The organism is Ruegeria arenilitoris (assembly GCF_013032445.1).
In the GTDB taxonomy this organism is placed as follows: domain Bacteria; phylum Pseudomonadota; class Alphaproteobacteria; order Rhodobacterales; family Rhodobacteraceae; genus Ruegeria; species Ruegeria arenilitoris_F.
On sequence record NZ_WQCA01000007.1, the window covers coordinates 257,364 to 279,880 of the forward strand.

A 22,517-nucleotide genomic window follows, 5' to 3' on the forward strand; every position below is an offset into this window, starting at 1 on the left:
ATGGTGTGCATTATGAGCCGTGTAGCCTCAATTTCAGACCACGCCGCAGACACATATTTGGCGGGAACAACATCAACGCTTCAAAGAAGCTGCGACTGCGGATCAGCAAAAGGCGTAGAGGATCAGTGCCCTGCCTGTGCCGCTAAGACGCGTCTTGGCGTGCAGCCGAAACTGACGGTGAACCAACCGGGCGACCGCTATGAGCAAGAGGCGGATCGTATCGCGGATCGGGTCGTTTCCACGGGTTCTACCGCTCCGGTTGGCATGACGAGCCCGGGACTGCAGCGTATGACTGAGGAAGAGGACGAGTTGCAAACAAAACCCGCCGGGCTGCAGCGTATGGAGGAAGAAGAAGACGAACTTCAGTTGAAGTCGACGGGTGGCAGCCCGACAAACACAGCAGTGACGCAGGCCGCAGCGGCAATCTCAAGCGGAGGTGCGCCACTTTCCACCACAGAACGCGGGTATTTCGAACCTCGTCTGGGTCATGATTTGTCCAGAGTACGCCTCCATGACAATGCCCGGGCCGGAGCTGCCGCCCGCGGCATCAACGCGCGTGCATACACGTTGAAAAACCATATCGCCTTTGCCCCCGGCACGCGCGATTTCACCTCGACCGAAGGACGGCGGCTGATGGCGCATGAGCTGGTGCATACGGTGCAGCAGGGGGGCGGGCGCATTCGCAAGATGCAAAGAAAGGCAACCGCCGGGGGAACAGCAAAGGGAAGTAGCGCCAAAGGAGGCCAAAATACGAACAAAGCCGCCAGCAAAACTCTGAAACCGACATGTGACGTTGATACCCAAGCGGCGCTTTCGTTGGCGAAGAATCGTGCAGTTGCCGCTTTGGGGCGAACTCTGGAGGCCATGTCCCGTCGAAAATCGAGATTGAAATCAAAGCGGCGTGATTCTCGGGACCGAAAACTAGATCGAGTGCTCAAGAACAATCTCGGTGTACGCCGAGGCGAAGCGAACAATTTTGACAAGGCGCTTGCGACTCTGCAAGCGGCGGAAGCGTTTTTGGCCAAGCAGGACCTTTCAAAAAATCACATCATCTGCGACAACGGGCTGCCAAACTCTCCTTGCGGAAGTGCCCAAAATGCCGCCGGTTATCACAGAGATGGCCGGATATACGTCTGCACGAAAAGCTCCAGCATACAGACATTTATCCAATTCGGCATTAACAAAGCCGAGACGGAAAAACAGCGTGTCACGCGCATAGAAGAACAACTAACAGAAGAATCCGACGAAAAGGATCGGGCCGAGGGTAGAGAACCAGGCAGTACCAGCGCCGTACCCGATCAACCTCCCAACCAACAGGGGACGCAGAGCGGCGCGACAAGCGCAACCGGCCCTTCTGGCCCGAATTCTGCAATCGGTGGCGGCCAGCAATCGGGCAGTACCGCCAACGGGACCAACACAATAAACGACGCGTTTGCCGACACTGCACCGAACAGGTTCCGGCGAGAGGCGGCTGGCATGCAAGGGGAAGTCGGACAGAACGAAATTCTGGTCGCACAAACGCGACTCGCGAGCTTTCTTATCCATGAATCGATGCACGACGCCATCAAGGGTAAAGAGATCGATGTATACATGCATGATGATTTTTTCGAGCATCTTGGGCGCAAACGACCAAGCGCACCGCCCGACAGCGCATTCGCGCTGATTAACCCAGACAGTTACGTGATGTTTGTCCTCGATATGGAGGAAAGCGGCAACACATTCGATAGCGAGGCAGACGAACAATCCAAACTGGAACGGGACCTTGGAAAGTACGGTTTTCACCAGCTTCAGCTACGCACGCCCAGAAATACCGAACAATTGAAGCATCTGACCGTCCGCCCGGTATTGGATAGCGCCAAGATCAAAAACGCCTATAACTTTGCCAGCGCAGTGATGCACGAGACCTTTACAAGCCTTGGTCGTGCCGGGGAAGAGTTTGGCGGACCAGCAAACAATTGGACGGATTCCACTCAGGAGATCATATCGATTCTGCAGTCGAGTTTCGGACTTGCCAAGGCGTCAACGCTATCGGGCAATGCACGGTCTACGCAATCTCAAGCGATCGCTGATGCAGCAAAAGCCCTGAATGAAGTTTACATCGAAACGTTCCACGGTGGTGATGATAGCCAAATGGTTATCTACCGCCGACGTAAGAGCAAAAAGTCTGCGAAGTTTTTTGTCAAAGTGCCGCTGCACAGCGCCTACAAAAACCTCAGTCTTCCAGCGCAAGTACGGCTTATACTGGAAGGCGCTAACATCGACACCCGGGTCGACGCCACCTACCAAAGTACTGCACCGAACCCGATTGCAGGGCGTGCCGTGGACTTGGTGGTCGCATTCTCGAGAAAGAATGGAATCCTTTCGTTATGACGACCTCTCCCCGCTCTCCCAAGCTGACCCGCGCCGGTCTTGTGCTGATCTCTCCTGACAGCGGACAGGTTGAACGGATCATTACGCTGCAATACGCCGCCGAGACGCTGTCGCGATCGCTGGAAGCGCAAGCCATCGCGGATGAGCCGGACCGCTCGCAGCCGCTGCGCCTTACAGGTCCAGCCGTCGAAACCATCACCGTCGAAGCGGAACTTGACGCCACAGACCAGCTGGAATTCCCGGACAACAACCCGGAAGCCACCGAGCTGGGGCTATTCCCGGTTCTGTCGGCACTCGAGACCATGCTGCATCCGACCACGGCGCAGCTGGAACGGCAGAACGCGCAAGCCGCCTCGGGCAGTTTTGAGATCACGCCAGCGGAAACCCTGCTAGCCTTGTTCGTCTGGTCGCCCAACCGCGTTGCTCCGGTCCGGCTGACACAGTTGTCGATCACTGAGGAATTCTTTGACCCCGCTCTGAACCCGATCCGCGCCAAAGTAAGCTTGTCGCTGCGCGTTCTGTCAGTTGACGATCTAGGTTTCGCGCATCGCGGAGCCGGGCTGTTCATGGCCTATCTGCGCTCGAAGGAAAGCTTTAGCAGCCGCTACTCTGGCGGGGACCTCAGCGGGCTTGGACTAGGAGGGCTGCCATGACAAATCCGATTCAGGCGATGTTCGAGGCGGGTGTCATCGAACTCACCGATTTCCCGCCCCAAAGTCGATATCACGGCATTTCACGGGTCGAAGCCGTGTTGCCCGACGGTCGCAAGGTCGCGTATTTGCGCCGCCGCATTGTTCCGCCACCCGAGGCCTTTGATACCCGCGCTTTCCGTCAAGTCAAAGACGCCGAGCGGCTGGACCATATCGCAGCACAAGAGATCGGTGACCCAGAAGCGTTTTGGCAGCTTTGCGACGGCAACGGCGTGCTGTGGCCTGAGGATTTGGAGGAGGTCGGGCGAGAACTGCGCCTGACGCTGCCAGCGGGTGTGCCGGGAACAGAGCCCGATCAATGAGCGAGGTGGAACCAAAATGATCAAAGGCATCGATCTGACCCTGCTGTTCGGTCCCGGCGTGCCGGTGCCTGCACCTGCAGGCGTGATCGAAGCACTACAGTCGGTGACCATCGAAGAGAATTCCGGGCAAACGCCGTCCGGTTTTGATCTCTCTTTTGCGGTGGATCGGGATTCTCCACTTGTAACCGCCTTTTTGCTTAGTGGGGCGATCGAACCGTTGCCTATTCTGCGCGTGGCACTGGTGGCGACGGTCAGTGGCCAGGCCATTCCGCTGATCAATGGCGTTGTCACGTCGTCCGATCTTTCACCCGGTTCTGGCTCTGAACCGGCGACACTCACTGTGCGTGGCACCGACCTCACGGCACCTATGGCGCATTTCGATCTTGCGGGTATCCCCTACCCAGCCATGCCGCCCGAGGCTCGCGTTGCACTAATACTGGCGAAATACGCGTGGCTCGGCATCATTCCACAAGTCATACCGTCGCTCGAAGGGCCACCCCTTCCGACGGACCGGATCCCGCGGCAAAAGGGAAACGACCTCGACTATATTCGGACGCTGGCCGATGAAGCGGGCTATACCTTTTTCCTAAAACCCGGACCGGCGCCTGCAACCAGCATTGCTTATTGGGGGCCTGAATTGCGCTTTGGCGCACCGCAACCAGCGATTACCATAGAAAGCGGTGTGCCGACCAACGCTGAATCTGTGTCGTTCAGTTTCAACAAGGACGCCGTTGAATTACCGGTCGTATACATTCAAGAGCCGTTCACCAAGGCAACCGTCCCGATTCCGATCCCCGGCGCGATCCCGTTTCACAAACCGATGGGGGCAATCCCGCCGCTGCCGCCAAAAGTTGTCCGGCTGAAAGACACAGCACGGCTGAATCCGTTCGAGGCGCTCGCCCGGGGATTTGCCCACGCGGCCCGCAAAAGCGACCCGGTCACTGGCACAGCTCAGATCGACGTTACACGTTATGGCCGCATCGTTCGGGCGCGGTCAGTCATTGGTGTGCGCGGGGCATCTCGAGCGTATGATGGACTGCACTACGTCAGCAGCGTGCGCCACCAATTGGAACGCGGCAGCTACAAACAGACGCTGTCACTGAAACGCGGCGGGCTTTTGCCCACACAAGCGACGGTACCGGCATGACAGAGACATATTATGGAAAATACCGCGCTACGGTCGTGAACAATGTCGACCCAATGCTGACAGGGCGAATTCAGGTCATGGTGCCAGATGTCTCTGGCGTTGCATTGTCCAGTTGGGCGATGCCTTGCTTTCCGGTTGCGGGCATTCAAACTGGCAACCTCGGGGTTCCGCCAATCGGCGCCGGTGTTTGGGTGGAATTTGAGCGTGGCGATCCCGACTATCCGATCTGGACAGGATGCTACTACGGATCTGCCGCAGAACTACCCGCTTTGCATCAACTTACACCGCCTGGTGTTTCTGCCATGACAATGCAGACCACTCTGCAAAACGGGCTTACCGTGACCGACCTTCCCGGCCCGACCGGCGGCATTGTACTAAAATCCGCAACCGGCGCGTCGATCATCGTCAACGACACAGGCATCTACATCCAAAACGGCCGAGGAGCGTCAATCACGATGATCGGCCCGACAGTCACAGTAAACAACGGAGCCTTGACCGTAATCTAAGAGGAACGAAACATGCCCGGACCTATCCTTGACCTCGGATCGATCGTCACCTGCAGCCATGGCGGCAAGGCGACGCCGGTACCAGTGGACACAAGGGTGCTTTTGTCGGGCAAACCTGCAGTGACGCAGGCGTCAGTATTTACCGTGGCAGGGTGCGGGTTCGTGCCGCCGGGCGGCAATGGCCCTTGCGTCACGGGCACTGTTGTAGTGGCGGCGGCCCGGGTTTTTGCTTCGGGTGTGCCGGTGGCGCTGCAAACCTCTGTCACCACTTGCGCGCCAACGGGTACCCCGCTTATCCCGATTCAGGCGCAGACCCGTGTGATTGGAAGCTGAGCGCGATGCTAATCGATTTTCCATATCATTTCGACGGCCGCGACCGGACGGCAGAGGCCACTGAGGCCAAGCACATTCGCAACCTGATTGAACAGCTTTTGCTCACCAACCCGGGTGAGCGGGTGAACCGACCCGACTTTGGCGGCGGGGTAAACCAGCTCGTCTTCGCCGCGGCCAGCGCCGAAGCCGCTGCAACGGCAGGCTTTATGATACGCGGCGCGCTACAGACCTATTTGGGTCAACGGATCCTCGTCGAAGACGTAGTCGCCAATGCCGAGGACTCTGTGCTGAAGATCACCGTTATCTACCGCTTGCTGCGCACAGGTGTCACGGACCGGGTTGACCTGACATTGGGAGAGGCACCGTGATCTATCATTGCTGCGACCCCAGAAGACGAGAACTTGTATTGCAGGCCATTGACGACGGGATGGACATCAACGGCATCGACTTTGTCGAAGTGCTGGACCTCGAAGCACCGCTCTCAACACCGCGTCAACGTACGATTTTGGTTCGCTTCTTGACCGATGCGCCAGTGTTGGAGCCCGAGGAAATCGCCATAGACGGTGGCGAGCGCATCACCGGCATCACGGTTGAATGGGTGACGCGCGCCGACGCGCCCGATGTCCCCGCAACCGAGGGCGACCTTGCCACGTTCCTTTTGGCAATGCCGCAACCTGAACAGGTGCTGGTACTACGCACGTCGTCTTCCGGAGATTTTTCCACCTATAGGCTCCGGCTGGTCGGGGCAGAATTTGAACCGCCCGCCGGAGTTGACCGCGTGCTGTCGATGATTGACTTTTCCTTCAAGGTTGAGTGCCCAACCGACTTTGACTGCGCGCCGGTTTGTCATTGCGATGATGACCTGCCGCCACCGCCGCCGCTGAGTTACCTCGCCAAGGATTACCAAAGCTTCAGGCGCATGATGCTGGCCCGAATGCGGCAATTGCTGCCCGATTGGCGGGAACGCAACCCAGCAGATCTTGGGGTAACCATCGTCGAGATGTTGGCCTATGCCGCCGACCGTTTGTCCTATGCACAGGACGCGGCAGCCACCGAAAGTTACCTGGCTACTGCGCGGCAGCGGCCCTCGGTCCGGCGCCATGCCCGACTTGTCGACTACGCCATGCATGACGGCGCGTCGGCCAGAGTATTCGTTCAAGTCGCACCGACAGAGAACGGTTCTACCAGCATTGCGGCGGGCACCCGGTTTATTACGCGAACTGGCGAATTCGATGCCGGAATTTCCGATCCGATCGAACAGGCGCGAGCGTTGGCTTTCGGTCCGCTTGTATTTGAAGCGCTTGAAACGCGAGACATCCAAGATGATCAGACCGAGATGGGCTTTTTCGATTGGGGCAACGACGAATGCTGTCTGCCCAAGGGTGCGACCCGGGCCACGCTGCGGGGCAACATTGAAAGCCTTGAAGAGGGACAGGTTCTGATCTTCGAGGAGGTTCTGGGCCCGCTGACCGGCTCCGAAGCTGATGCTGATCCTGGCAAGCGCCACGCGGTCATGCTGACTAAAGTCCAGGCCGATCTAACCGATGACCTGACTAACGAAGCGATTACCGAGATCCGCTGGGCCGAAGAAGATGCGCTGCCCTTCCCGATTTGCCTGTCTGCTCGATTGGATGCGTCGCAGGGCGGAGGCGTTGAACGCGGGATCAGTCGCGCTTTGGGCAATATTATCCTTGCCGATCACGGGGCCACCATTTTGGATGAACCCTTGGGCGAGGTACCAGAACCACACCTTTATTTTGTGCCCAGCGCGTGTGAAGACTGTGACCCCTGCCAACATCCCGAGCCAGAGCCAGTTCCACCCCGTTTTCGCCCACGAATGGATGAGGGACCTGTAACGCAAAGCGCCGCGCGCCCTCCAAATCCGGCCAGCCCGAACGTTGCAGCGGTTTTCGCCTCAGCCTATGCCAAGCTTCACGCGCCCAACACAATCCGCTTGCCTTGGCTCACATTGCAAGGCGGCGATCTGGCCAGCCCGGACCACTGGCAGCTTCGACCTGATTTGATCTCTTCCCCACCCGAGGCGCGGCACGCGGTACTTGAAGTCCACAGCGATGGCAGTTCAGCCCTTCGCTTTGGCGATGACGGCAACGGGCGGCGGCCCAATTCGGGTGTCCCTTTTCGCGCCAGCTATCGCATCGGCAATGGTCCGGTTGGAAACATAGGCCACGACGCGCTGGCCCATGCTCTGACCGGTGCAGCAATTCGTTGGGTGCGCAATCCACTGCCCGCGGTCGGGGGCCGCGCACCGGAAAGCATGGAGGAGGTGCGACAGGCTGCGCCCTATGCCTATCGTCGACAGGAACGCGCAGTAACCCCCTCGGACTACGCCGCTATTGCGCGTCGGTTTCCCGATGTGCAACGCGCTGCTGCGACCTTTCGCTGGAACGGACACGGCCACACGGTATTCGTCACCGTTGACCGGTTTGGGGGCCGTGCCGTGACGCCGGAATTTGAGGCATCGCTGATCACGTTCCTCGATGGCTATCGCATGGCCGGCTATGATCTGGAGATTGACGGGCCCATCCCCATTGCATTGGAGATCGGTCTGTTCATATGCGCTGAATCAGACCACTTCGCCAGTGAAGTGCGGCGCGCAGTGTTAATAGAACTGTCTGCCGCGCGACTGCCGAATGGGCGCACAGGGTTCTTCCACCCCGACAACTTCACCTTTGCTGATCCGGTGTATCTGTCTGCACTTTATGCCCGAGTTATGGCGGTGCCGGGCGTCGCTTCCGTCAAGGCGACCCGGTTCCGTCGTCGTGGCGAGCAAAACAGCAGGATAGGATTGCGGGATGGCGTTCTGACATTCGGTCGGCTGGAAATCGCACAGCTTGAAAATGACCGCAACTTCCCGGAGCGCGGCGCACTGGAAATCACCATGGGAGGCGGGAAATGAACGATCTTCCGCTCCGCATCGCTCATCGTGATCCTGGCTTGCCCTTTGATACTTGCGGTTGTTGTGGCGGCATACGGCCTTTGACTCCGCTGCAGATCAGCAACCGCCCGAACCTTCCACAGATCGTGTTCCGGTCTGGCGACCATGCACGGCACAAGGCGGCAATGCTGGCAGGACTGTCTTCTAGCACGGCGCTACCACTTGCAGGTCTGGGTACGCGAGACGATTCCGACTTTTCCATTGCGCTGATCGACGCGTGGGCTTCAGCGCTGGAGGTGCTTGGCTTTTATCAAGAACGCCTGATCAACGAATCTTATATAGGCACCGCAACCGAGCGATTTTCTATAGGGGAATTGGCCCGGCTGGTGGGTTATCGCCTGCATCCCGGTGCGGCGGCAGAAACCGACATGATCCTGCTGATGGACGATCCGCCCGGGGCTGAACCAGATGTGGCGACGTTAACTGTTCCAAAGGGCACGCGTATTCAAAGTCAGCCGGGCCCGGGCGAGACAGCGCAAGTGTTCGAGACAATCGAAGAGCTTGAAGCGCGCGTCGCTTGGAACAGATTGCGCCCGCGTCAGACGGAATTGGTGATCCCGGGCGACGGCGATCGCGTCGCTTGGGTGCAAGGTACTCCGCCTCTGGCGAAGGGCGATGTCCTGCTGTTTGTCGGCATCGGGCGGCAGGACGACCACACCGCGTCTGATTGGAACGTGCGGCGCCTGTTATCTGCCGAGGCGGAGGCGGACGGGGCCCGTACCCGTATCGAATGGGACACGGCACTCAGCGGGATCGAGCCCGAGGGTCTGCAATTGCTGGTACTGCGTGAGCGCGCCTCATTGTTTGGGCACAATGCGCCGGATCCCAGAGTTTTCTCCGAAGATCAGTTAGAGAATTTCGGGCTCGTCGAAGCGGTGACCGACGGCGAGTCTTTCCGGCTCGTCGAAGCGGCAACCGACGACGTGCCTGCAGGCGAGCCTGCTGATCTGGCTGTACAGATCGGTGACTGGGATTTCGCCATGCCCTATTACAACGCGCTTTCAGAGCCCGACATATTTAACGGCATGTTCCTTCTCGATGCGATTTATCCAAGTTTTGTGTCAGGTGGATGGGTAGTGCTGAGTGCGCGGCAAGGCATGGTCGCGCCGTTCCGTATCCTCAATGCCTGGGATGATGGTCTGACGGCCTATGCTATCTCGGGCAAGGCAACCGCGATTGAACCGGATGCCCCAAATGGCGGTCAGGACTTCAAGGGTTTTTACCGCAGCACCTCGGTTTGGGGCGCAAGTGAAACGCTGGGCTTTGCTGAACGCGCCATCCCAACCTTCGTCACAGGTACCGAGATTTTGCTCGACCGTCGCGTTGAGGATATGTCCGAGGGCCACCGCCTGGCCCTGCGCGGGCCACGTGCACGGGTACGGCTGACGACAGGCACCGTCACCTTGACCAGTGACAGCGACGAGCTTCGCCAGATACCCGCTGGCTATGAACTGATGGTCATTTCCGTGCAGGAAATCCCTTTCATAATTAATGCCTTCTTCCTCGTCATCATTTTGGCAGAGCTTGGCGAGATTTTTACCGCCAACACAGACGGAGTCGGGGGCGGCATTGGTCCGGGCGGTGGCGGCAATTTTGCCAATGTCAGCGGCGGAGGAGGAGGCGGTCCCGGCTCATTCGGTGAATTTGGTGATCTGGCCAACCCAGAGGCCGAGGACAGCGGCGGCGGTCTGCCGGTCTTGTTGCAGTGGACGCTGCAGGACGCCGATGGTTTCACCGGCACTGTATCAACGCTTCCCGGTGCTTTCTTGACGGTCCCGGCCTATGAGGACGACCCGGTGGTGGCGGAAATCGCCCTTCTTCAGCGGGTTGAGGACGTCAGTCCGCTACGCTCTCGTCTAGTGTTCAATGCGGCATTGACCCACGTCCATGACCGCGCCGCGTTGGCAATTCATGGCAACGTGGCCAAGGCCGCGCACGGAGAGGCTGCGACTGAAATTCTTGGCGCAGGCGACCCGGCAGTGCCGTTCCAGAAATTCGTATTGGGTCAGGCACCAGTTACCCATCGTTTGGCATCGACCTCGACCGGTGTAGACAGCACGCTGAGCGTGCGTGTCGACGGTGTTGAGTGGCAGGAGATGCCGGATATTTATGATCGCGGCGCCGAGGCACAGGTTTTTCGAACAGTATTGACCGATGACGGCCAAACCATCGTGGAATTTGGCGATGGCGTGTCCGGCGCCCGACCATCACCTGGTCAGGACAACATCGTCGCGCAATTCTCGCGGGGGCTGGGGCGCGCGGGCAATCTTCGTGCTGGGCAACTGGCGATGCCACTGGACCGGCCACTGGGCCTGCGCGAGGCCTTTAACCCGCTGCCCGCCACAGGAGGCGCCGATCCCGAAGCTGCCGAGGATGCGCGGCGCAACGTACCGCTTTACACACTGACTTTGGGCCGGGTCGTGTCGATCACGGATTACCGTGACTTTGCACTGGGCTTTCCCGGTATCGCCAAGGCAGAAAGCCGTTGGGTTTGGAACGGTGTTAATCGCCGCGTTGTTGTGACCGTTGCCGGTGACGACGGAATTGTACTTCCCACTGATGGCGCGACCTTTGAAGCGCTGCTCGGGGCATATCGCGAATTTGGCGATCCGCTGGTTGGGTTCGACCTAATCGCCTATGCGCCAACCTACTTCCGGGTCGCGCTCAAGGTCTCGGTTGAACCTGCCCATGACACGGACACCATTCTTGCCCATGTACAGGCGCAACTGCGCGATGACTTTGCCTTTGAAGCCCGCGATTTCGCGCAGGAGTTGACGTTAAGCGAGATTGCAGCCTCGGCCCACAAAGTTACAGGCGTGCGCGCCGTCGACATTGACCGGCTTTACCGCGACACCGGCCACCAAACGCAGAAGAAGGTGCATGATCGATTGGTCGCCTTGCCCGGGCGCAAAGCCCCAGATCTTGGCTTGCTCCCTGCGGAAATCCTGACTTTGTCAACCGAGCCTTTTGACTGGTTGGAGGTGATGCCATGAACCGGATCACACCTGAAGCTCTGTACGCCTTGTTGCCGGCGCATACCCGGGTGCGTGATGCTGAAATGGGCGGGCCATTGCAGGCCTTCGTCGCATTGTTGGCGCGAGAAGGCGCAGTGCTTGAGGAAAACATCGAGCAACTGCTCGACAACGCCTTTATCGAAACCTGCGCGCCTTGGGCAGTGCCCTATATCGGTGGCACGATCGGCTATCGCGCCTTACACAACGTCGGCGGCGCTGCGGCTGGCACTCGCGCAGAGGCCGCCAACACCATCCCCTACCGCCGGAGAAAAGGCACGCCTGCGGTTCTGGAACAGCTTGCCGCCGACGTGACTGGCTGGCCCGCCAAGGTTGTCGAGTATTTCCAACTCGTTGCGGCGTGTCAGCACATGAACCATATCCGTTTGTCGCCGCGCGGAATTGCCGAACATTTACCTGCACGGCCTGATCACCATGTCACCGCGAACTTGCGCGACCCTGCGCGTATGGAACAGCTCGGCACCGCGTTTGACCCAGTCACCCGGTCTGTCGATGTACGGTCAATCGAGCGCAATCCTGGCCGCAAGAGCATCGGCGGGCGCCACCATCTGCCCAATATTGGATTGCACCTGTATCGGTTGTTACCGCTGTCCGTCAGCCGCGTTGCCCTGCGCCCGGCTGAAGCTGGCGATGCCCGCCGGTTTCTTTTCGATCCGCTGGGCGCGCCGCGCCAACTGTTCCAGTTTCCGTTACCGCAAGACGCAATCACCACGCTGGCACGACCCGAACATATGCCGTTGCCGATCACGCGACGAATGCTCGATGCCGATCCAGCCCTGTGGTACGGACCGAACCGCGGCTTTGTGCTTTGGCAGGGCGATGACCCGATCCCATTGACCGACATCATTGCCTGCGATCTTTCTGATGACGGTCTGGGTTGGAACCACACGCCGCATCCGAGCGGCGCTGAGCCGCTGATCCGTGTAGATCCCGAATTGGGCCGTCTCAGCTTCCCCGAGGATCAGGCCGAGCCCATTCTGGCCACCTGGCATCGTGGCTTCCCCGGCCGGATTGGCGGCGGTGAATACGATCGCTCTCGCGAGGTGGTGCTGCGCCCCGGCGATGATCCGGTGGTGGTCACCGGGGACGCAACTGAATTGGTGCAAGCGCTCAACAATTTGCCCAGCCAAGGCGGCATCGTCGAGATCGACAGCAATGCAGTCTTGGATTTGCCCAACTCTTTCACAATTGAAGTTGAAGCCGACGCCGAGATCATCCTGCGGGCTCAGGATGGTCGCCGACCGATCCTGCGTGGCGACCAAGTGACCCTGCGCGGCGGCTCGGATTCGCGGATCGAACTGAACGGACTGGTGCTGGATGGCGGGCCGTTGGTTATCGCACCGAACGGCGACGGCGAGTCGCTGTCTGACGTCCGGCTGCGACATCTGACGTTGATCCCCGGTCACAGCTACACCGCCAGCGGTGGTACGGTATCTCCGGGTGCCGCGAGTATTGAGATCACCACCGTCGGGACTGAGTTGGACGTGACTGCCTGTATTAGCGGCCCAATGGTCCTGGGCGATACGACCACGGTCGATATCACAGACAGCTTTATTGATGCGGCGGCGGCCGACCCGTTTGATAGTTTGAATGGCTTCGCCATCTCGGGCAGCGGCGGAGCCCCTGCAGGCAGCCTCAGTATGGCTGGCACGACGGTATTTGGGCACATCTTCGTGAGAGTTATGCCGTTGGTGTCAAACTCGATCCTACGCGCAGGCGATGCCGACGATACTGTTCCGGTTCAGGTCCTGCACCGACAAGAGGGTTGCATCCGCTTTAGCTTTGTTCCGCTTGGCTCAATCGTGCCACGCCGCTATCGCTGCCAACCGCAACTCGCCATCGATGCTGCGATTGAGGCTGCTGAAGAAGCCAGCGGTGCCCCACTTAGCAGCGTACTAAGCGCCGAGATATCCGAACGCATTGCCACTTGGCTGGTGCCTTCGTTCACTGCCATCACGTCGGCCCATCCGGCTTATGGTCAACTGCGCGAAGCCGCACCGATCGAAATTCGACACGGCGCCGAGGATGGTGGTGAAATGGGCGTGTGGCATCACCTGCACGCGCCTCAACGCGAAACCAATCTGCGCATCCGCTTGCCGGAATACCTGCGCTTCGGGCTCGAAGCGGGCCTGTTTTACGAAACGTAAGGAGGAATAGAGATGGGCAGCGATACCAGTAGAAATACATTTGACCCGCGCAATGATTTCTCCGGCGTGTTTTTGCAACAAGGCCGTGCCGTACTGGACGCCGATTGGAATGAAATGGTGCAGATGTTCATGCGCCGTATCCGGACCGAAACGGTCGACACGATTGGCCGCGCGGTGGTTCCAATCGAGACACCAGTGGGCTTTGAAATCCGGTTCAACGATGACGGCGAGTTGGAATACGGGCGCGGTCGCTTTTACCTGGACGGCTACTTATGCGAGAGCCCTGGCCAGGCAGAGTTCGACGGCGCGCCGGTCGTGGGGATTGACCCACCAATCTTTGATCGCGCGCGGACGGGCAATGATGGCCCTGAGGGCGTATTGGACGAAATGATCTCGCAAGAGGTCGGAGATTTCGTGCCGCTAGACGCGCAGCCATATTGGCCGACGGCGGAAGGCTTGCCAGAGCCAGATGCGGCGGGCAATACCGCAGGCCCTCATATCGCGTATCTGGTCTGCTGGGATCGCGAAGTGCATCCGGTACAGCACCCCGATCTGCTCGACCCGGCCCTTGTCGGCATCGACACGACAACGCGCACGCAAACTGTCTGGCAAATCAGGCTGCTCGAGGTCCCGCAAGGCACAAGCTGTGAAACACCAGACGGCCAGATCCAGGAATGGTTCGATCTTATTCAGCCCTCAAGTGCGCGCCTCAGCGTCGATACAATCGACATCGAGGCCCCCGAAGACCCTTGTATTGTGCCGCCATCGGACGGCTATGTCGGGCGTGAAAACCAGCACTACCGCGTCCAGATCCATGACTTCCCGGACGACGGTGTGCCGCGCATAAAGTTCAGCCGCGAAAATGGGTCGGTGATCGCTGCGGTGGAAGCCATCGACACCCCGGCCAACATGGTCACCGTAGACAGTATCGGACGAGACGAAAAACTGTCTTTCAAAGAGGGCGACTGGGTAGAGTTGACCGACGATCATCGCGAGTTTGACCACCGTTCCGGTCGAATGCTTCGCATCGTGCGGGTACTGGAACTGACCCGGCAAATCGAATTCGACCGTGAGATCGACTCACCCGATGTGGGCACCACGGGCGAAGACGGATCTGACCTGATCCCAACTGGACTAGGCAGCGACACGTTGGCCGCGCGTCACACCCGGCTGATCCGCTGGGATCAAACAGGAATCTATGAATACGACAATGGCGACGACCCCATCGACCTTGACGAGACAGAGACCGAAGGTCTGATCCCGATGCCGACCGACGGCTCTGCGGTTCGTCTTGAAGCGGGGATCACGATTGCCCTGACCACCGACGGCCCCGGCGATCCGCATGCGATGGATCGGTGGAGCTTTTTTGCCCGCACCGCCGGCACTCAAGTCGAAGAACTGGTCAATGCACCGCCACAAGGCACTCAACGGCACTACGCTCGGCTTGCGGTGGTCGACCCCGCCAGCGGTTTCGTCGACGATTGCCGAATTTTCTGGCCACCGGCATTCGAGGGCGAACCGGGTGGTGGTGAAGAGGTGGACCACTGCGGCTGCACAGTTTGCGTCACACCCGAGTTGCACAATTCCGGGGAACTGACGATTCAAGCTGCCATCAATCAGGTTGATCCACCCGGCGGCACCGTCTGTCTTGAGGCAGGTGCCTACTTTCTCTCATCGCCGATTGAGATTGCCGATCGAAACGGCATTCGTCTGAAGGGACAGGGCATAGGCACGACACTGGCCTATTTCGGCAACGGTGCGGCTATCCGTGTCGCTGATACGACGGATGTCATACTGGACAGGTTCACGCTTTTCGTACGGCCGGAAGAGGACAATCTGGGCAATCTGCCACCCAGCCACGGCGTCACTGCCGTCAACACCTCGGCCCTGATGCTGTCGCGGCTGAGCATTGGCGTTATCGTCTCAGACGCGGCAGGCAGAACCGACCATGCGATCGCACTGGACGGGGCGCAGATCGGCACAGTGGTGGAAAACTGCGTGGCCTTGGCCGCAATCGGGCTTGGCTCTCGCTCTTCTTTTGATGAGACAACGAATGACATTGATGAGCCAAGCTTTGTCGCATTCGCTGAGATGAGGGTGCGTGATTGCACCCTGTTTGGGGCACGTGACGGCGTACATTTCGATCGTGTTGCCTTTAATCTTGCAGGCGCGGGCTTTACCGGAAACCTGGTCTTGGCCGGGAATGTCGGCATGCATGTCAATTGGGTCGACTTGCCCATTGCAAGCGCATTGATCGAGGGCGCCACGGTGATCGGTGGATTGTTCGGCCTGGTGTTGGGCGCAGGCGACGTTCGGGTGAAAGACTGTGAGATCACCGCTGGCCAGGATGTAGGTGTAGGCATTCACTCGGTTTCTAATTTAGCACCGGACGCCGCAACCGATTTGCGTGTGATCAGCACCGGCATTGCCGATCTCGGGGGAACTGGCATCAGCCTGGCCGGGCGTCACGGTTCGGTTCTGATCAAGCAGAACATCATCCGCCGCTGCGGCGCTGGCGGGATCGCTGTCTCGCCCCAAGCGCAGATCAATCACCTGTCGATCGACAACAACCACATCGCGGATATCGCAGGAGCGGTGAACAATGATCGCGCTGCAGGCATTGCCCTGTCCAGCACCGAAAACGTGCATGTAGCAGGCAACATGATCATGGGCGTGGGTGAGCTTGGCCAATCTGGCGAACTTTATACCGGCATAGCTGGCGAGGCGCTTGCCCGCGTAACTATCAGCGATAACGAGATTGCTCGTATCGGACCCGACAACCCCGAGGTTCGCGCCATCGGCATAATGCTGCGGCACCCGTTTGGTGAACTGGCTCTGCGCGGCAATCGGATCGAGGCGCGCCGTGGCCAAGTGGAATTTGCGACCTGGTCAGCCATCGAAGTCGGTATGCCATTCGAAGACATTCCTGAACTTGATGACGATGGGGGCAGACTGCCGATCCCGGCTGCCGTTAACTTAACCTCGCTTGGCGCCACGGACGAGGAAACCGTCGCCTTTGTCACGCTGAGCGAGGATGTCTTACGGGTTTCAGCAAATGGCGTTGCCCACGTCTTTGATAACCGCCAGGCGACCGTCGCCGTGACCGGGACGCAGGTTACCGCCGATCTGGCCCTACTACGCCCAATGGTAACCGTTTTTCACGGCAGCCTCTTAAGTCTGGATGTAAGCCACAACCAACTTACTCAGGGTGGGCCCGAGTTCGACAACCTTCCGCCGTTGATGGTACTCGGCGGCCACCGGGTGAGCCTTTCCTCCAACACTCTGGTTCATCGCCGGATCGTCCCTTCGATCAGGGTGCGCACTGGCGGCATCAACGATGCCACCGCACTGGGCAACATCACCGCCGAGCCGATCCAGCTTAACGGCGGTAACTTGCCCGCGCCGTTCAACCAACTCAACATCCTCGCATGACAGGAGGTTTGACATGATCACCCGCATCGCACGCATCGACACTGAGACCGACATCGCCAGCTTGGCGCGTTCACTTTACCGCGTCACCAGGGGCCGGGGGGGCGAGAATCTTATGAAACGAGCAGAAATCGCTCTGGTCGCCGCCAACCCATCTTTGAGCAAGGCCGAGGGGCTGGAGGCTGGTCGTCGCATAATCGTGCCACAGGTCGATGGATTGGCGCTAACCGCACGTGCCACCGCTGCAGGAGAGGCTATAGGCGATCCAGCTGCAGAAGCGCTGAGCCGCCTCGGTCAAATCGCCATATCACTGCAGCTGGGAGAGGAAACCACCAAACTACGCCGTGCGCGCTTGCTCGAAAAGGCCAGCGGAACCGAGACACGGAAGATCTTTGAGCGCGAGTTGACAGACTCTGTAAAACTGCTGGATGAGGCAATTGTGCAGATCAAAAAACTGCAGGAAGCCGAAGCGCTGAGGCTGACAGACCTAAGCGACGCCCTGGATGCGGCCCGGGATGCGTTTGACACAATCGCCCAGCACGGAGCAAATCAGCCGGGCCGCCGTCTGACGTCAGCACCCACCGGACGGACGTAGGGCTACGTGCAGCGGAGATGCGATCATCGGGCTGAACCGCTGCATAATTTGCAGTGATTGAACAGCCAAAAGAGGCGGCCATGACCTGCTATGTTGGATTGGGTGTAACAGTAGAAAGCACTCCTATTTGCGTGGTCTTAGAGACTGGAACAGTCGAGAAAGAACTCTTGCCGCCAAGCTACCCTTAAGATCTCGCCACTGCTCTAAAGCCGTTTGCCGGTCGGACAGAGGCGAGTGATTTGGAAGCCGGCCCGATGTCTTGGTTTTGGTTTCAGGCCTACAGGACCGTGGCCTAGATGCCATGGCGCGAGAGACCGCCCTGGCAACACAGAAGAGCCCGACTACTGATCTGCTGTCTCCGGGTTTTGTTGTTGTGAAGTGCTGTTGTTCATGACCGCTCCTCCTTTCAGAGAGGAACGTGGTCCGAACTGGGTTGGACGGAAATGTTGACGAATCCCGTCGCTTAAAGCTTCTCTGCCGAAGCGACGCCGCGCTGATTCAACTCCCCGTCGGTGGAAACCGAGCCAAATGAATTGACCAAATCTTGCCCGAAACTGGTGCCAATCAGCGCTATTTCGAGCTATTTCAAGGGGTTCTGGCGGTTTCGCAAAAAAATCCGGCCGGGACGAAATTGACCTTGTATTTCCGGCGCTTGCGCGGATATACCCGTCGGCGGAGACGTGGCCGAGTGGTCGAAGGCGCTCCCCTGCTAAGGGAGTAGGCGGGAAACCGTCTCGAGGGTTCGAATCCCTTCGTCTCCGCCATTTTTCCTGTAAACTTCTGATTATTATGGGAAAATTTGGCTGCGATTTGCCTACCTGCCAAAGCACCTGCTTTAACTAAAGTTCTTGTTTTGGCGCAGATGAAAGCCTCAAGACGTGACTAGCTTTTGTGCCACGACTAAAGGCGGTTCAGGTGGGAACGACCTGATATCAAACCATTTAAAGCACGTTCCGTCCGCGTTGCGTTTGTCGCCCATATGCAGATTTGCGCCAGTTGTCCTGTGACGGATCAATGCCGCTCTGAATGCTCTAAGATCCAGCAGCCACCAACTCGTGATTCTCTGCCCACCAGGGCAGGCGTGACCGTAGAACATCCAATCCCCATGACCATTCACAATCTTTGATAACTCGGTCTCTGCGCCCGTTGGTAGCTTGGCCCGAATGGTGAACTGGTGCGGGTACCTGTCTGCATATCCGTGTCGTCTCACCCTTGCAGCAATACGCATATCCTTTGCGTCCAGCATCAGTAAGTCAGTTGCTTGAAGATGGTCCATCGAATCTGGGGCGGTCTGCAATATATGACTGCCAATAATGCTCTTTATCTCAGGTAAGAACTGGTCGGACCAATGCCGATTAATGCTGAAATAACTCATATCAAAACTCACAAAGGAAAACGGGCGCAGTAAAAGCCGCGCCCAAAGTTGCATATGTTGAAGGTCAAACATCCTTCGCCAAAACGTTCTCAAGGCTGTCGCTAAGCCCGACAACTGCATTGCGGATCTGGTTCAAATTTTGATCCTCAATCTGAGTTGAAGCGAAATCCCAAGCCACGATTTGCAGGGCATCGACCAGATTTACAGCGGCAGTAATCTGACTTTCATAGGCCCTGATCTTTTCTTGGTCGGTCATGACGCCAACTCCGGCTTGTTCACAGAGTCCATAGTGCTGTTCAGGTTTTTTGCGCGATCCTGCGCATAGGCGGTAACTTCAACCAATTCCTCTCGACTATTGCGGGCTCCGATCAAAGCGACTGCGGCATCAAGAAGACATTCAACCGTCACCGCTTCATGCTGAAGCTCATCACGGGTCAACCCCTTGTTGGGGTTAGTTACATCGTCTCTGTTCGCGCTAGCGCGTTCATTGGTCATTGCTATGTCCTCCAAAGGTGATATTATGATAGCACAGCTATCATTAATGATGGCGCTTGGTCAATAAAAAAGTAGCAGTGCTATCATTATGAATGCAACACAGTGTAAAATGGCGAGAGTGGCAACAGGTCTTGGCTTGCGCGAACTGGCTGAAGTGGCGGGCGTGTCGCCAAACACCATTTCGCGGCTTGAACGTGGCGAAGAATTGAAGCCCGCTACCGTTGAAACGATACAATCAGCCCTCGAAGCAGCCGGGGTCGAATTTATTGCTGAGAACGGCGGCGGGGCAGGTGTGAGGTTGAAGAAATGACTTTTACAGACGAAGCGGACACCAAAGTCAGTCCAAGTATTATAGAAATAGCGCACGGTAAGCTAATTTTTCGCGATCTGGAGTTTAAGAAAGAAGACCACCGCAAGATCGCAATAGAAGCCGCTCAACGCTTTGTTAGCCAAGTAAACTTCGAGCTAGATAAAATTGGTGTTGACCGTGAAATCCCTCTGCCCATTGATCTAGTCAAAGAGCGGAACCTCTCAATTGTTCCGGGCATGGGGATCAGCTTTGAAGCGACTAACATTCACTTCGTGATAGAAGAACTGAGTGACGGAAGCATTAAGGTAAACCTTCCTTTAGTCCTGAGTGCAGTCTTTGTGGTTTACCAAGGAATAGCTGCATATTCGAGCTTCAAGACTTCCATAAACGAGTTATTGCAAGACACTAAGGCCGTCTACGTATTCGTTGTCGATGAGATCGAAGAAAGCGGTTTTTTTAAGAGTACGAGCGAAGACAAGGATTCGGAGCCGGTGCCGTATCCAAAGTTAGAAGCAGTGTTCTATTCTCGAAGAGAGGAAGACATTTTAGAAGATGCAATAAGGGCAAAAATAGCTGCTGGATAAACGAGAGGGCGGCCTAAGCCGCCCCGCCGTCACAGCACTAGTGCGATGATGGTCAGCAAAAGTGACAGCGTCGAAACAACGTCCGAGTAAGTCACCTTGCCTTCAATGCGGAAAAACAAACGCATAGGATCTCTCCAAAGCGCCGCTAGGCACTTCATGGAGCGAGACATCGTCTTATGTGGCCCCGCCACCTCCAAGCAAAAAGCAAGATAAGCTCATTGAAAAATGAATCCAATAGGTTGGTAAATTTTTTCTAACCAGCAATCTGGGGTTGTCCTCCCGGTGACAAGGCGAGATGTTACTGGCACTCGAGATCGACGACAAACTCGAATGCCAATTTTTACGAACTAATGAACAAGGTAAGAAAATGAGCTTATCAACTGATCAGCTTGCACTGATAGAGCAAGAAGGGCGTCGTGCAGCACGCGATTATCGGGATGGTGATGCGCCCGAATGTCCGTATGACGAACTGGATCAACGGCAGGAGACAGATGCCTGGAATGAAGGGTATCAACGGGAGATGGCCACTATGTACGGCGATCCTGACTAAATTTGACTTATCGCGCACCGGCCCCACCACTCGCAGTGTGTGCCGGTGCTGCGCCACGATAAGTCTTTGGAGTAGATGTAGGCGCAACTGGACCTACTCAGTCACCGCTCTTACTGCTCGCTCGACGCTGCAACTGCCCGAAATTTGAGGAATCTCGCGTTTTCTGATACCGTTGCCACAATTCAAAACAAAGTTCTTCAAGTTTGGTTTCTAGTGGGGGGACGTTATGAGAAAGATACAAGTGGCTGTACTTTGTGCGTTTTGCGCTTTTACAGTGCCTGCGAGCGCTAAGACGCTTAACTACGAAATTGTTGCGACAGTCGGCTCTGTACATTCAGATTTAACTGGTGCCTTTACCGTAGGATCGCAGGTAACCGGCTCTTTTTCTGTTGAAACAGTCCCTTACGCCACACATCCCATAAGCGCTGGTGGTGAAGTGTCGGGCTACAACGTAAGCAACTTTCTAATCAATTTTGCTTCTTACTCTTTGGGGGCAGATACCACATTTATTTCGGTCATCGACAACGATGATTATGGAAACCCCGCCGTGGACGTATATGATCGAGTTGGCTTGTATTCGAATGCAAGCCAATATACGACAAGCTCCCCCGTGAATGGCTTTGCTGTAGGAAATTTCGGTTTGTTCGGGGAGACGAGGGGAGCACCTCCAATCGACACAATTTCAGGGACCGATGTAGAAGCTGCTCTTGGTGCATTCAGCCAATTCGCATTTAGATTTATGAACCTTCAATTTGACGGCTTTAGAAATGTTCAGATGTCCAACATCAACATACGTCAAGTTACACCTTCACCCGTCCCACTCCCCGCCTCACTCCCCCTGTTTCTTATCGGCCTGACAGGGCTTGGCTTGGTCGCACGCAGGCGTCGGTCGCAATAGGCTGAGCAGGGCCTTTTGGCTTTGGGCTAGAAGCTCAACACTAATTACCAGTTGCAAACCTAGGGCTCCAAACACGCGCGCCTGAGAAGAGTTCACTCGGCAGTTTTGCTTCTTCCAGTCCATGGGTGCTGAAAGTGATAATTTCACCCGGCACCTCACCTTTTATTGCCCAATGCAAATGGGCTCTACCTAGGGTGTGTTTCTCAAACTGCAGGATGTCCCCAAGTTGAGCGTCTTCCAGCCGCGTTCTAACCCCAGCTACATCCCAAAAATCGCGTGCACCTAGCGTCTGAAGATACAGAAAATGGCTTTTTGGGTCGCTCCGCCAATTCTGGCGGTGATAGTCCAGAAAATTGGACCCGGTCATTGCGTCAATGGCGGTGCAAGCGAATGTAAAGCAACACGCCGTACCCGTGCCGTACCTATAATCCGCCCACTGATCGATTGTATTTTGCAGCTGTTCCAGCCACGTGTTGAGACGCACAACCTTTGGGAAAACCTTCTGCTGCAAGTGCCAATTAGGTGGCGTCGGATTGGGCAGGGGTAACACGTCTACTTCGTCCGCATTTAAGCCCCTAAAGCTACCCTGGAGAGCTTCATGCAGGCGGCGCTGTTTCTCAACCGGAGTCAGTTCTTTGACGATGATTTTCTGAGACGCGCGTTGGCGGCGCTTTTCTTCGGCGCGGGCTTTTCTGGCCTGCGCCAATATTTCGCTGACTGACCTCTGATACATGGGTGTTCAACTCCGATTGGTGGATTTGTTGCACCGGCCCCACCG

The 22,517-nt window shown here is 57.2% G+C and carries 20 protein-coding genes and 1 tRNA gene; 17 read left to right on the plus strand and 4 right to left on the minus strand.

The window, feature by feature from the left end:
• The first annotated feature begins 12 nt into the window (after window positions 1-12).
• The 13 genes from GOW98_RS12450 (at window position 13) to GOW98_RS12510 (ending at window position 18,291) form a co-directional block, all read left to right on the plus strand.
• A complete protein-coding gene (locus GOW98_RS12450) occupies window positions 13-2,370 on the plus strand; it encodes an eCIS core domain-containing protein (protein ID WP_170332431.1) in 2,358 nt (785 codons plus the stop codon).
• Window positions 2,367-3,023, plus strand: a complete 657-nt coding sequence (locus tag GOW98_RS12455) for a hypothetical protein (RefSeq protein WP_170332433.1) — start codon at window positions 2,367-2,369, stop codon at window positions 3,021-3,023. The genes GOW98_RS12450 and GOW98_RS12455 overlap by 4 nt, the downstream gene beginning before the upstream one ends.
• Complete coding sequence (locus tag GOW98_RS12460) at window positions 3,020-3,382, plus strand: hypothetical protein (RefSeq protein ID WP_217359548.1); 363 nt, start codon at window positions 3,020-3,022, stop codon at window positions 3,380-3,382. The genes GOW98_RS12455 and GOW98_RS12460 overlap by 4 nt, the downstream gene beginning before the upstream one ends.
• Window positions 3,383-3,398: 16 nt before the next feature.
• The gene (locus GOW98_RS12465; RefSeq protein ID WP_170332435.1) at window positions 3,399-4,529 is read left to right on the plus strand and encodes a hypothetical protein; all 1,131 of its coding nucleotides are present in this window, start codon (window positions 3,399-3,401) and stop codon (window positions 4,527-4,529) included.
• Complete coding sequence (locus tag GOW98_RS12470) at window positions 4,526-5,035, plus strand: phage baseplate assembly protein V (RefSeq protein WP_170332437.1); 510 nt, start codon at window positions 4,526-4,528, stop codon at window positions 5,033-5,035. Before GOW98_RS12465 ends, GOW98_RS12470 begins: the two co-directional genes overlap by 4 nt.
• A 12-nt stretch (window positions 5,036-5,047) precedes the next feature.
• Window positions 5,048-5,368: a hypothetical protein gene (locus GOW98_RS12475; protein ID WP_170332439.1), complete on the plus strand. Its 321-nt coding sequence runs from the start codon at window positions 5,048-5,050 to the stop codon at window positions 5,366-5,368.
• 5 nt (window positions 5,369-5,373) lie between these two features.
• Window positions 5,374-5,736, plus strand: a complete 363-nt coding sequence (locus GOW98_RS12480; RefSeq protein ID WP_170332441.1) for a GPW/gp25 family protein — start codon at window positions 5,374-5,376, stop codon at window positions 5,734-5,736.
• Window positions 5,733-8,285, plus strand: a complete 2,553-nt coding sequence (locus GOW98_RS26285) for a putative baseplate assembly protein (protein ID WP_217359549.1) — start codon at window positions 5,733-5,735, stop codon at window positions 8,283-8,285. The genes GOW98_RS12480 and GOW98_RS26285 overlap by 4 nt, the downstream gene beginning before the upstream one ends.
• Window positions 8,282-11,317, plus strand: coding sequence for a baseplate J/gp47 family protein (locus GOW98_RS12490; protein WP_170332443.1), 3,036 nt, complete (start codon window positions 8,282-8,284; stop codon window positions 11,315-11,317). Before GOW98_RS26285 ends, GOW98_RS12490 begins: the two co-directional genes overlap by 4 nt.
• Window positions 11,314-13,503 carry a hypothetical protein gene (locus GOW98_RS12495; protein WP_170332444.1) on the plus strand — a complete coding sequence of 730 codons (2,190 nt, stop codon included), beginning with the start codon at window positions 11,314-11,316 and terminating at the stop codon, window positions 13,501-13,503. The genes GOW98_RS12490 and GOW98_RS12495 overlap by 4 nt, the downstream gene beginning before the upstream one ends.
• Window positions 13,504-13,515: 12 nt before the next feature.
• Window positions 13,516-16,935 carry a DUF6519 domain-containing protein gene (locus tag GOW98_RS12500; protein WP_170332447.1) on the plus strand — a complete coding sequence of 1,140 codons (3,420 nt, stop codon included), beginning with the start codon at window positions 13,516-13,518 and terminating at the stop codon, window positions 16,933-16,935.
• 13 nt (window positions 16,936-16,948) lie between these two features.
• Window positions 16,949-17,527, plus strand: coding sequence for a hypothetical protein (locus GOW98_RS12505; RefSeq protein WP_170332449.1), 579 nt, complete (start codon window positions 16,949-16,951; stop codon window positions 17,525-17,527).
• A 674-nt stretch (window positions 17,528-18,201) separates the two neighbouring features.
• A tRNA-Ser gene (locus GOW98_RS12510) sits at window positions 18,202-18,291 on the plus strand.
• A 107-nt stretch (window positions 18,292-18,398) separates the two neighbouring features.
• Here the strand turns inward: GOW98_RS12510 and GOW98_RS12515 are convergent.
• Genes GOW98_RS12515 through GOW98_RS12525 form a run of 3 tightly spaced genes read right to left on the minus strand, consistent with a single transcriptional unit; the run spans window position 18,399 to window position 19,397 of the window.
• Window positions 18,399-18,974 carry a hypothetical protein gene (locus GOW98_RS12515; RefSeq protein ID WP_254437984.1) on the minus strand — a complete coding sequence of 192 codons (576 nt, stop codon included), beginning with the start codon at window positions 18,972-18,974 and terminating at the stop codon, window positions 18,399-18,401.
• A complete protein-coding gene (locus GOW98_RS12520) occupies window positions 18,967-19,158 on the minus strand; it encodes a hypothetical protein (RefSeq protein WP_170332451.1) in 192 nt (63 codons plus the stop codon). The genes GOW98_RS12515 and GOW98_RS12520 overlap by 8 nt, the downstream gene beginning before the upstream one ends.
• Entirely contained in the window at window positions 19,155-19,397 is a 243-nt protein-coding gene (locus GOW98_RS12525) for a hypothetical protein (RefSeq protein ID WP_170332453.1), read from the minus strand. The genes GOW98_RS12520 and GOW98_RS12525 overlap by 4 nt, the downstream gene beginning before the upstream one ends.
• A 109-nt stretch (window positions 19,398-19,506) precedes the next feature.
• Between GOW98_RS12525 and GOW98_RS12530 the strand changes: the two genes are divergently transcribed.
• From GOW98_RS12530 to GOW98_RS12545, 4 genes are all read left to right on the plus strand, one after another.
• On the plus strand, window positions 19,507-19,707 hold the full coding sequence (locus GOW98_RS12530; protein ID WP_170332455.1) for a helix-turn-helix domain-containing protein: 201 nt from the start codon (window positions 19,507-19,509) through the stop codon (window positions 19,705-19,707).
• A complete protein-coding gene (locus GOW98_RS12535) occupies window positions 19,704-20,291 on the plus strand; it encodes a hypothetical protein (RefSeq protein ID WP_170332457.1) in 588 nt (195 codons plus the stop codon). The genes GOW98_RS12530 and GOW98_RS12535 overlap by 4 nt, the downstream gene beginning before the upstream one ends.
• A gap of 295 nt (window positions 20,292-20,586) precedes the next feature.
• Window positions 20,587-20,841, plus strand: a complete 255-nt coding sequence (locus GOW98_RS12540; protein WP_170332459.1) for a hypothetical protein — start codon at window positions 20,587-20,589, stop codon at window positions 20,839-20,841.
• 226 nt (window positions 20,842-21,067) lie between these two features.
• Complete coding sequence (locus GOW98_RS12545) at window positions 21,068-21,739, plus strand: VPLPA-CTERM sorting domain-containing protein (protein WP_170332461.1); 672 nt, start codon at window positions 21,068-21,070, stop codon at window positions 21,737-21,739.
• 40 nt (window positions 21,740-21,779) lie between these two features.
• Here GOW98_RS12545 and GOW98_RS12550 read toward each other — a convergent pair whose 3' ends face one another.
• The gene (locus tag GOW98_RS12550; protein WP_170332463.1) at window positions 21,780-22,472 is read right to left on the minus strand and encodes a DUF6950 family protein; all 693 of its coding nucleotides are present in this window, start codon (window positions 22,470-22,472) and stop codon (window positions 21,780-21,782) included.
• Window positions 22,473-22,517: the final 45 nt, after the last annotated feature.

Bases quoted from the DNA above. Each gene is read 5' to 3' on its own strand.
- GOW98_RS12515 (WP_254437984.1), bottom strand. From the start codon at position 18,974: ATGTTTGACCTTCAACATATGCAACTTTGGGCGCGGCTTTTACTGCGC.
- GOW98_RS12525 (WP_170332453.1), bottom strand. From the start codon at position 19,397: ATGACCAATGAACGCGCTAGCGCGAACAGAGACGATGTAACTAACCCC.
- GOW98_RS12500 (WP_170332447.1), top strand. From the start codon at position 13,516: ATGGGCAGCGATACCAGTAGAAATACATTTGACCCGCGCAATGATTTC.
- GOW98_RS12550 (WP_170332463.1), bottom strand. From the start codon at position 22,472: ATGTATCAGAGGTCAGTCAGCGAAATATTGGCGCAGGCCAGAAAAGCC.
- GOW98_RS12465 (WP_170332435.1), top strand. From the start codon at position 3,399: ATGATCAAAGGCATCGATCTGACCCTGCTGTTCGGTCCCGGCGTGCCG.
- GOW98_RS12455 (WP_170332433.1), top strand. From the start codon at position 2,367: ATGACGACCTCTCCCCGCTCTCCCAAGCTGACCCGCGCCGGTCTTGTG.
- GOW98_RS12505 (WP_170332449.1), top strand. From the start codon at position 16,949: ATGATCACCCGCATCGCACGCATCGACACTGAGACCGACATCGCCAGC.
- GOW98_RS12490 (WP_170332443.1), top strand. From the start codon at position 8,282: ATGAACGATCTTCCGCTCCGCATCGCTCATCGTGATCCTGGCTTGCCC.
- GOW98_RS12520 (WP_170332451.1), bottom strand. From the start codon at position 19,158: ATGACCGACCAAGAAAAGATCAGGGCCTATGAAAGTCAGATTACTGCC.
- GOW98_RS12470 (WP_170332437.1), top strand. From the start codon at position 4,526: ATGACAGAGACATATTATGGAAAATACCGCGCTACGGTCGTGAACAAT.
- GOW98_RS12480 (WP_170332441.1), top strand. From the start codon at position 5,374: ATGCTAATCGATTTTCCATATCATTTCGACGGCCGCGACCGGACGGCA.
- GOW98_RS12540 (WP_170332459.1), top strand. From the start codon at position 20,587: ATGTTACTGGCACTCGAGATCGACGACAAACTCGAATGCCAATTTTTA.
- GOW98_RS12530 (WP_170332455.1), top strand. From the start codon at position 19,507: ATGGCGAGAGTGGCAACAGGTCTTGGCTTGCGCGAACTGGCTGAAGTG.
- GOW98_RS12450 (WP_170332431.1), top strand. From the start codon at position 13: ATGAGCCGTGTAGCCTCAATTTCAGACCACGCCGCAGACACATATTTG.
- GOW98_RS12535 (WP_170332457.1), top strand. From the start codon at position 19,704: ATGACTTTTACAGACGAAGCGGACACCAAAGTCAGTCCAAGTATTATA.
- GOW98_RS12475 (WP_170332439.1), top strand. From the start codon at position 5,048: ATGCCCGGACCTATCCTTGACCTCGGATCGATCGTCACCTGCAGCCAT.
- GOW98_RS12545 (WP_170332461.1), top strand. From the start codon at position 21,068: ATGAGAAAGATACAAGTGGCTGTACTTTGTGCGTTTTGCGCTTTTACA.
- GOW98_RS12495 (WP_170332444.1), top strand. From the start codon at position 11,314: ATGAACCGGATCACACCTGAAGCTCTGTACGCCTTGTTGCCGGCGCAT.
- GOW98_RS12460 (WP_217359548.1), top strand. From the start codon at position 3,020: ATGACAAATCCGATTCAGGCGATGTTCGAGGCGGGTGTCATCGAACTC.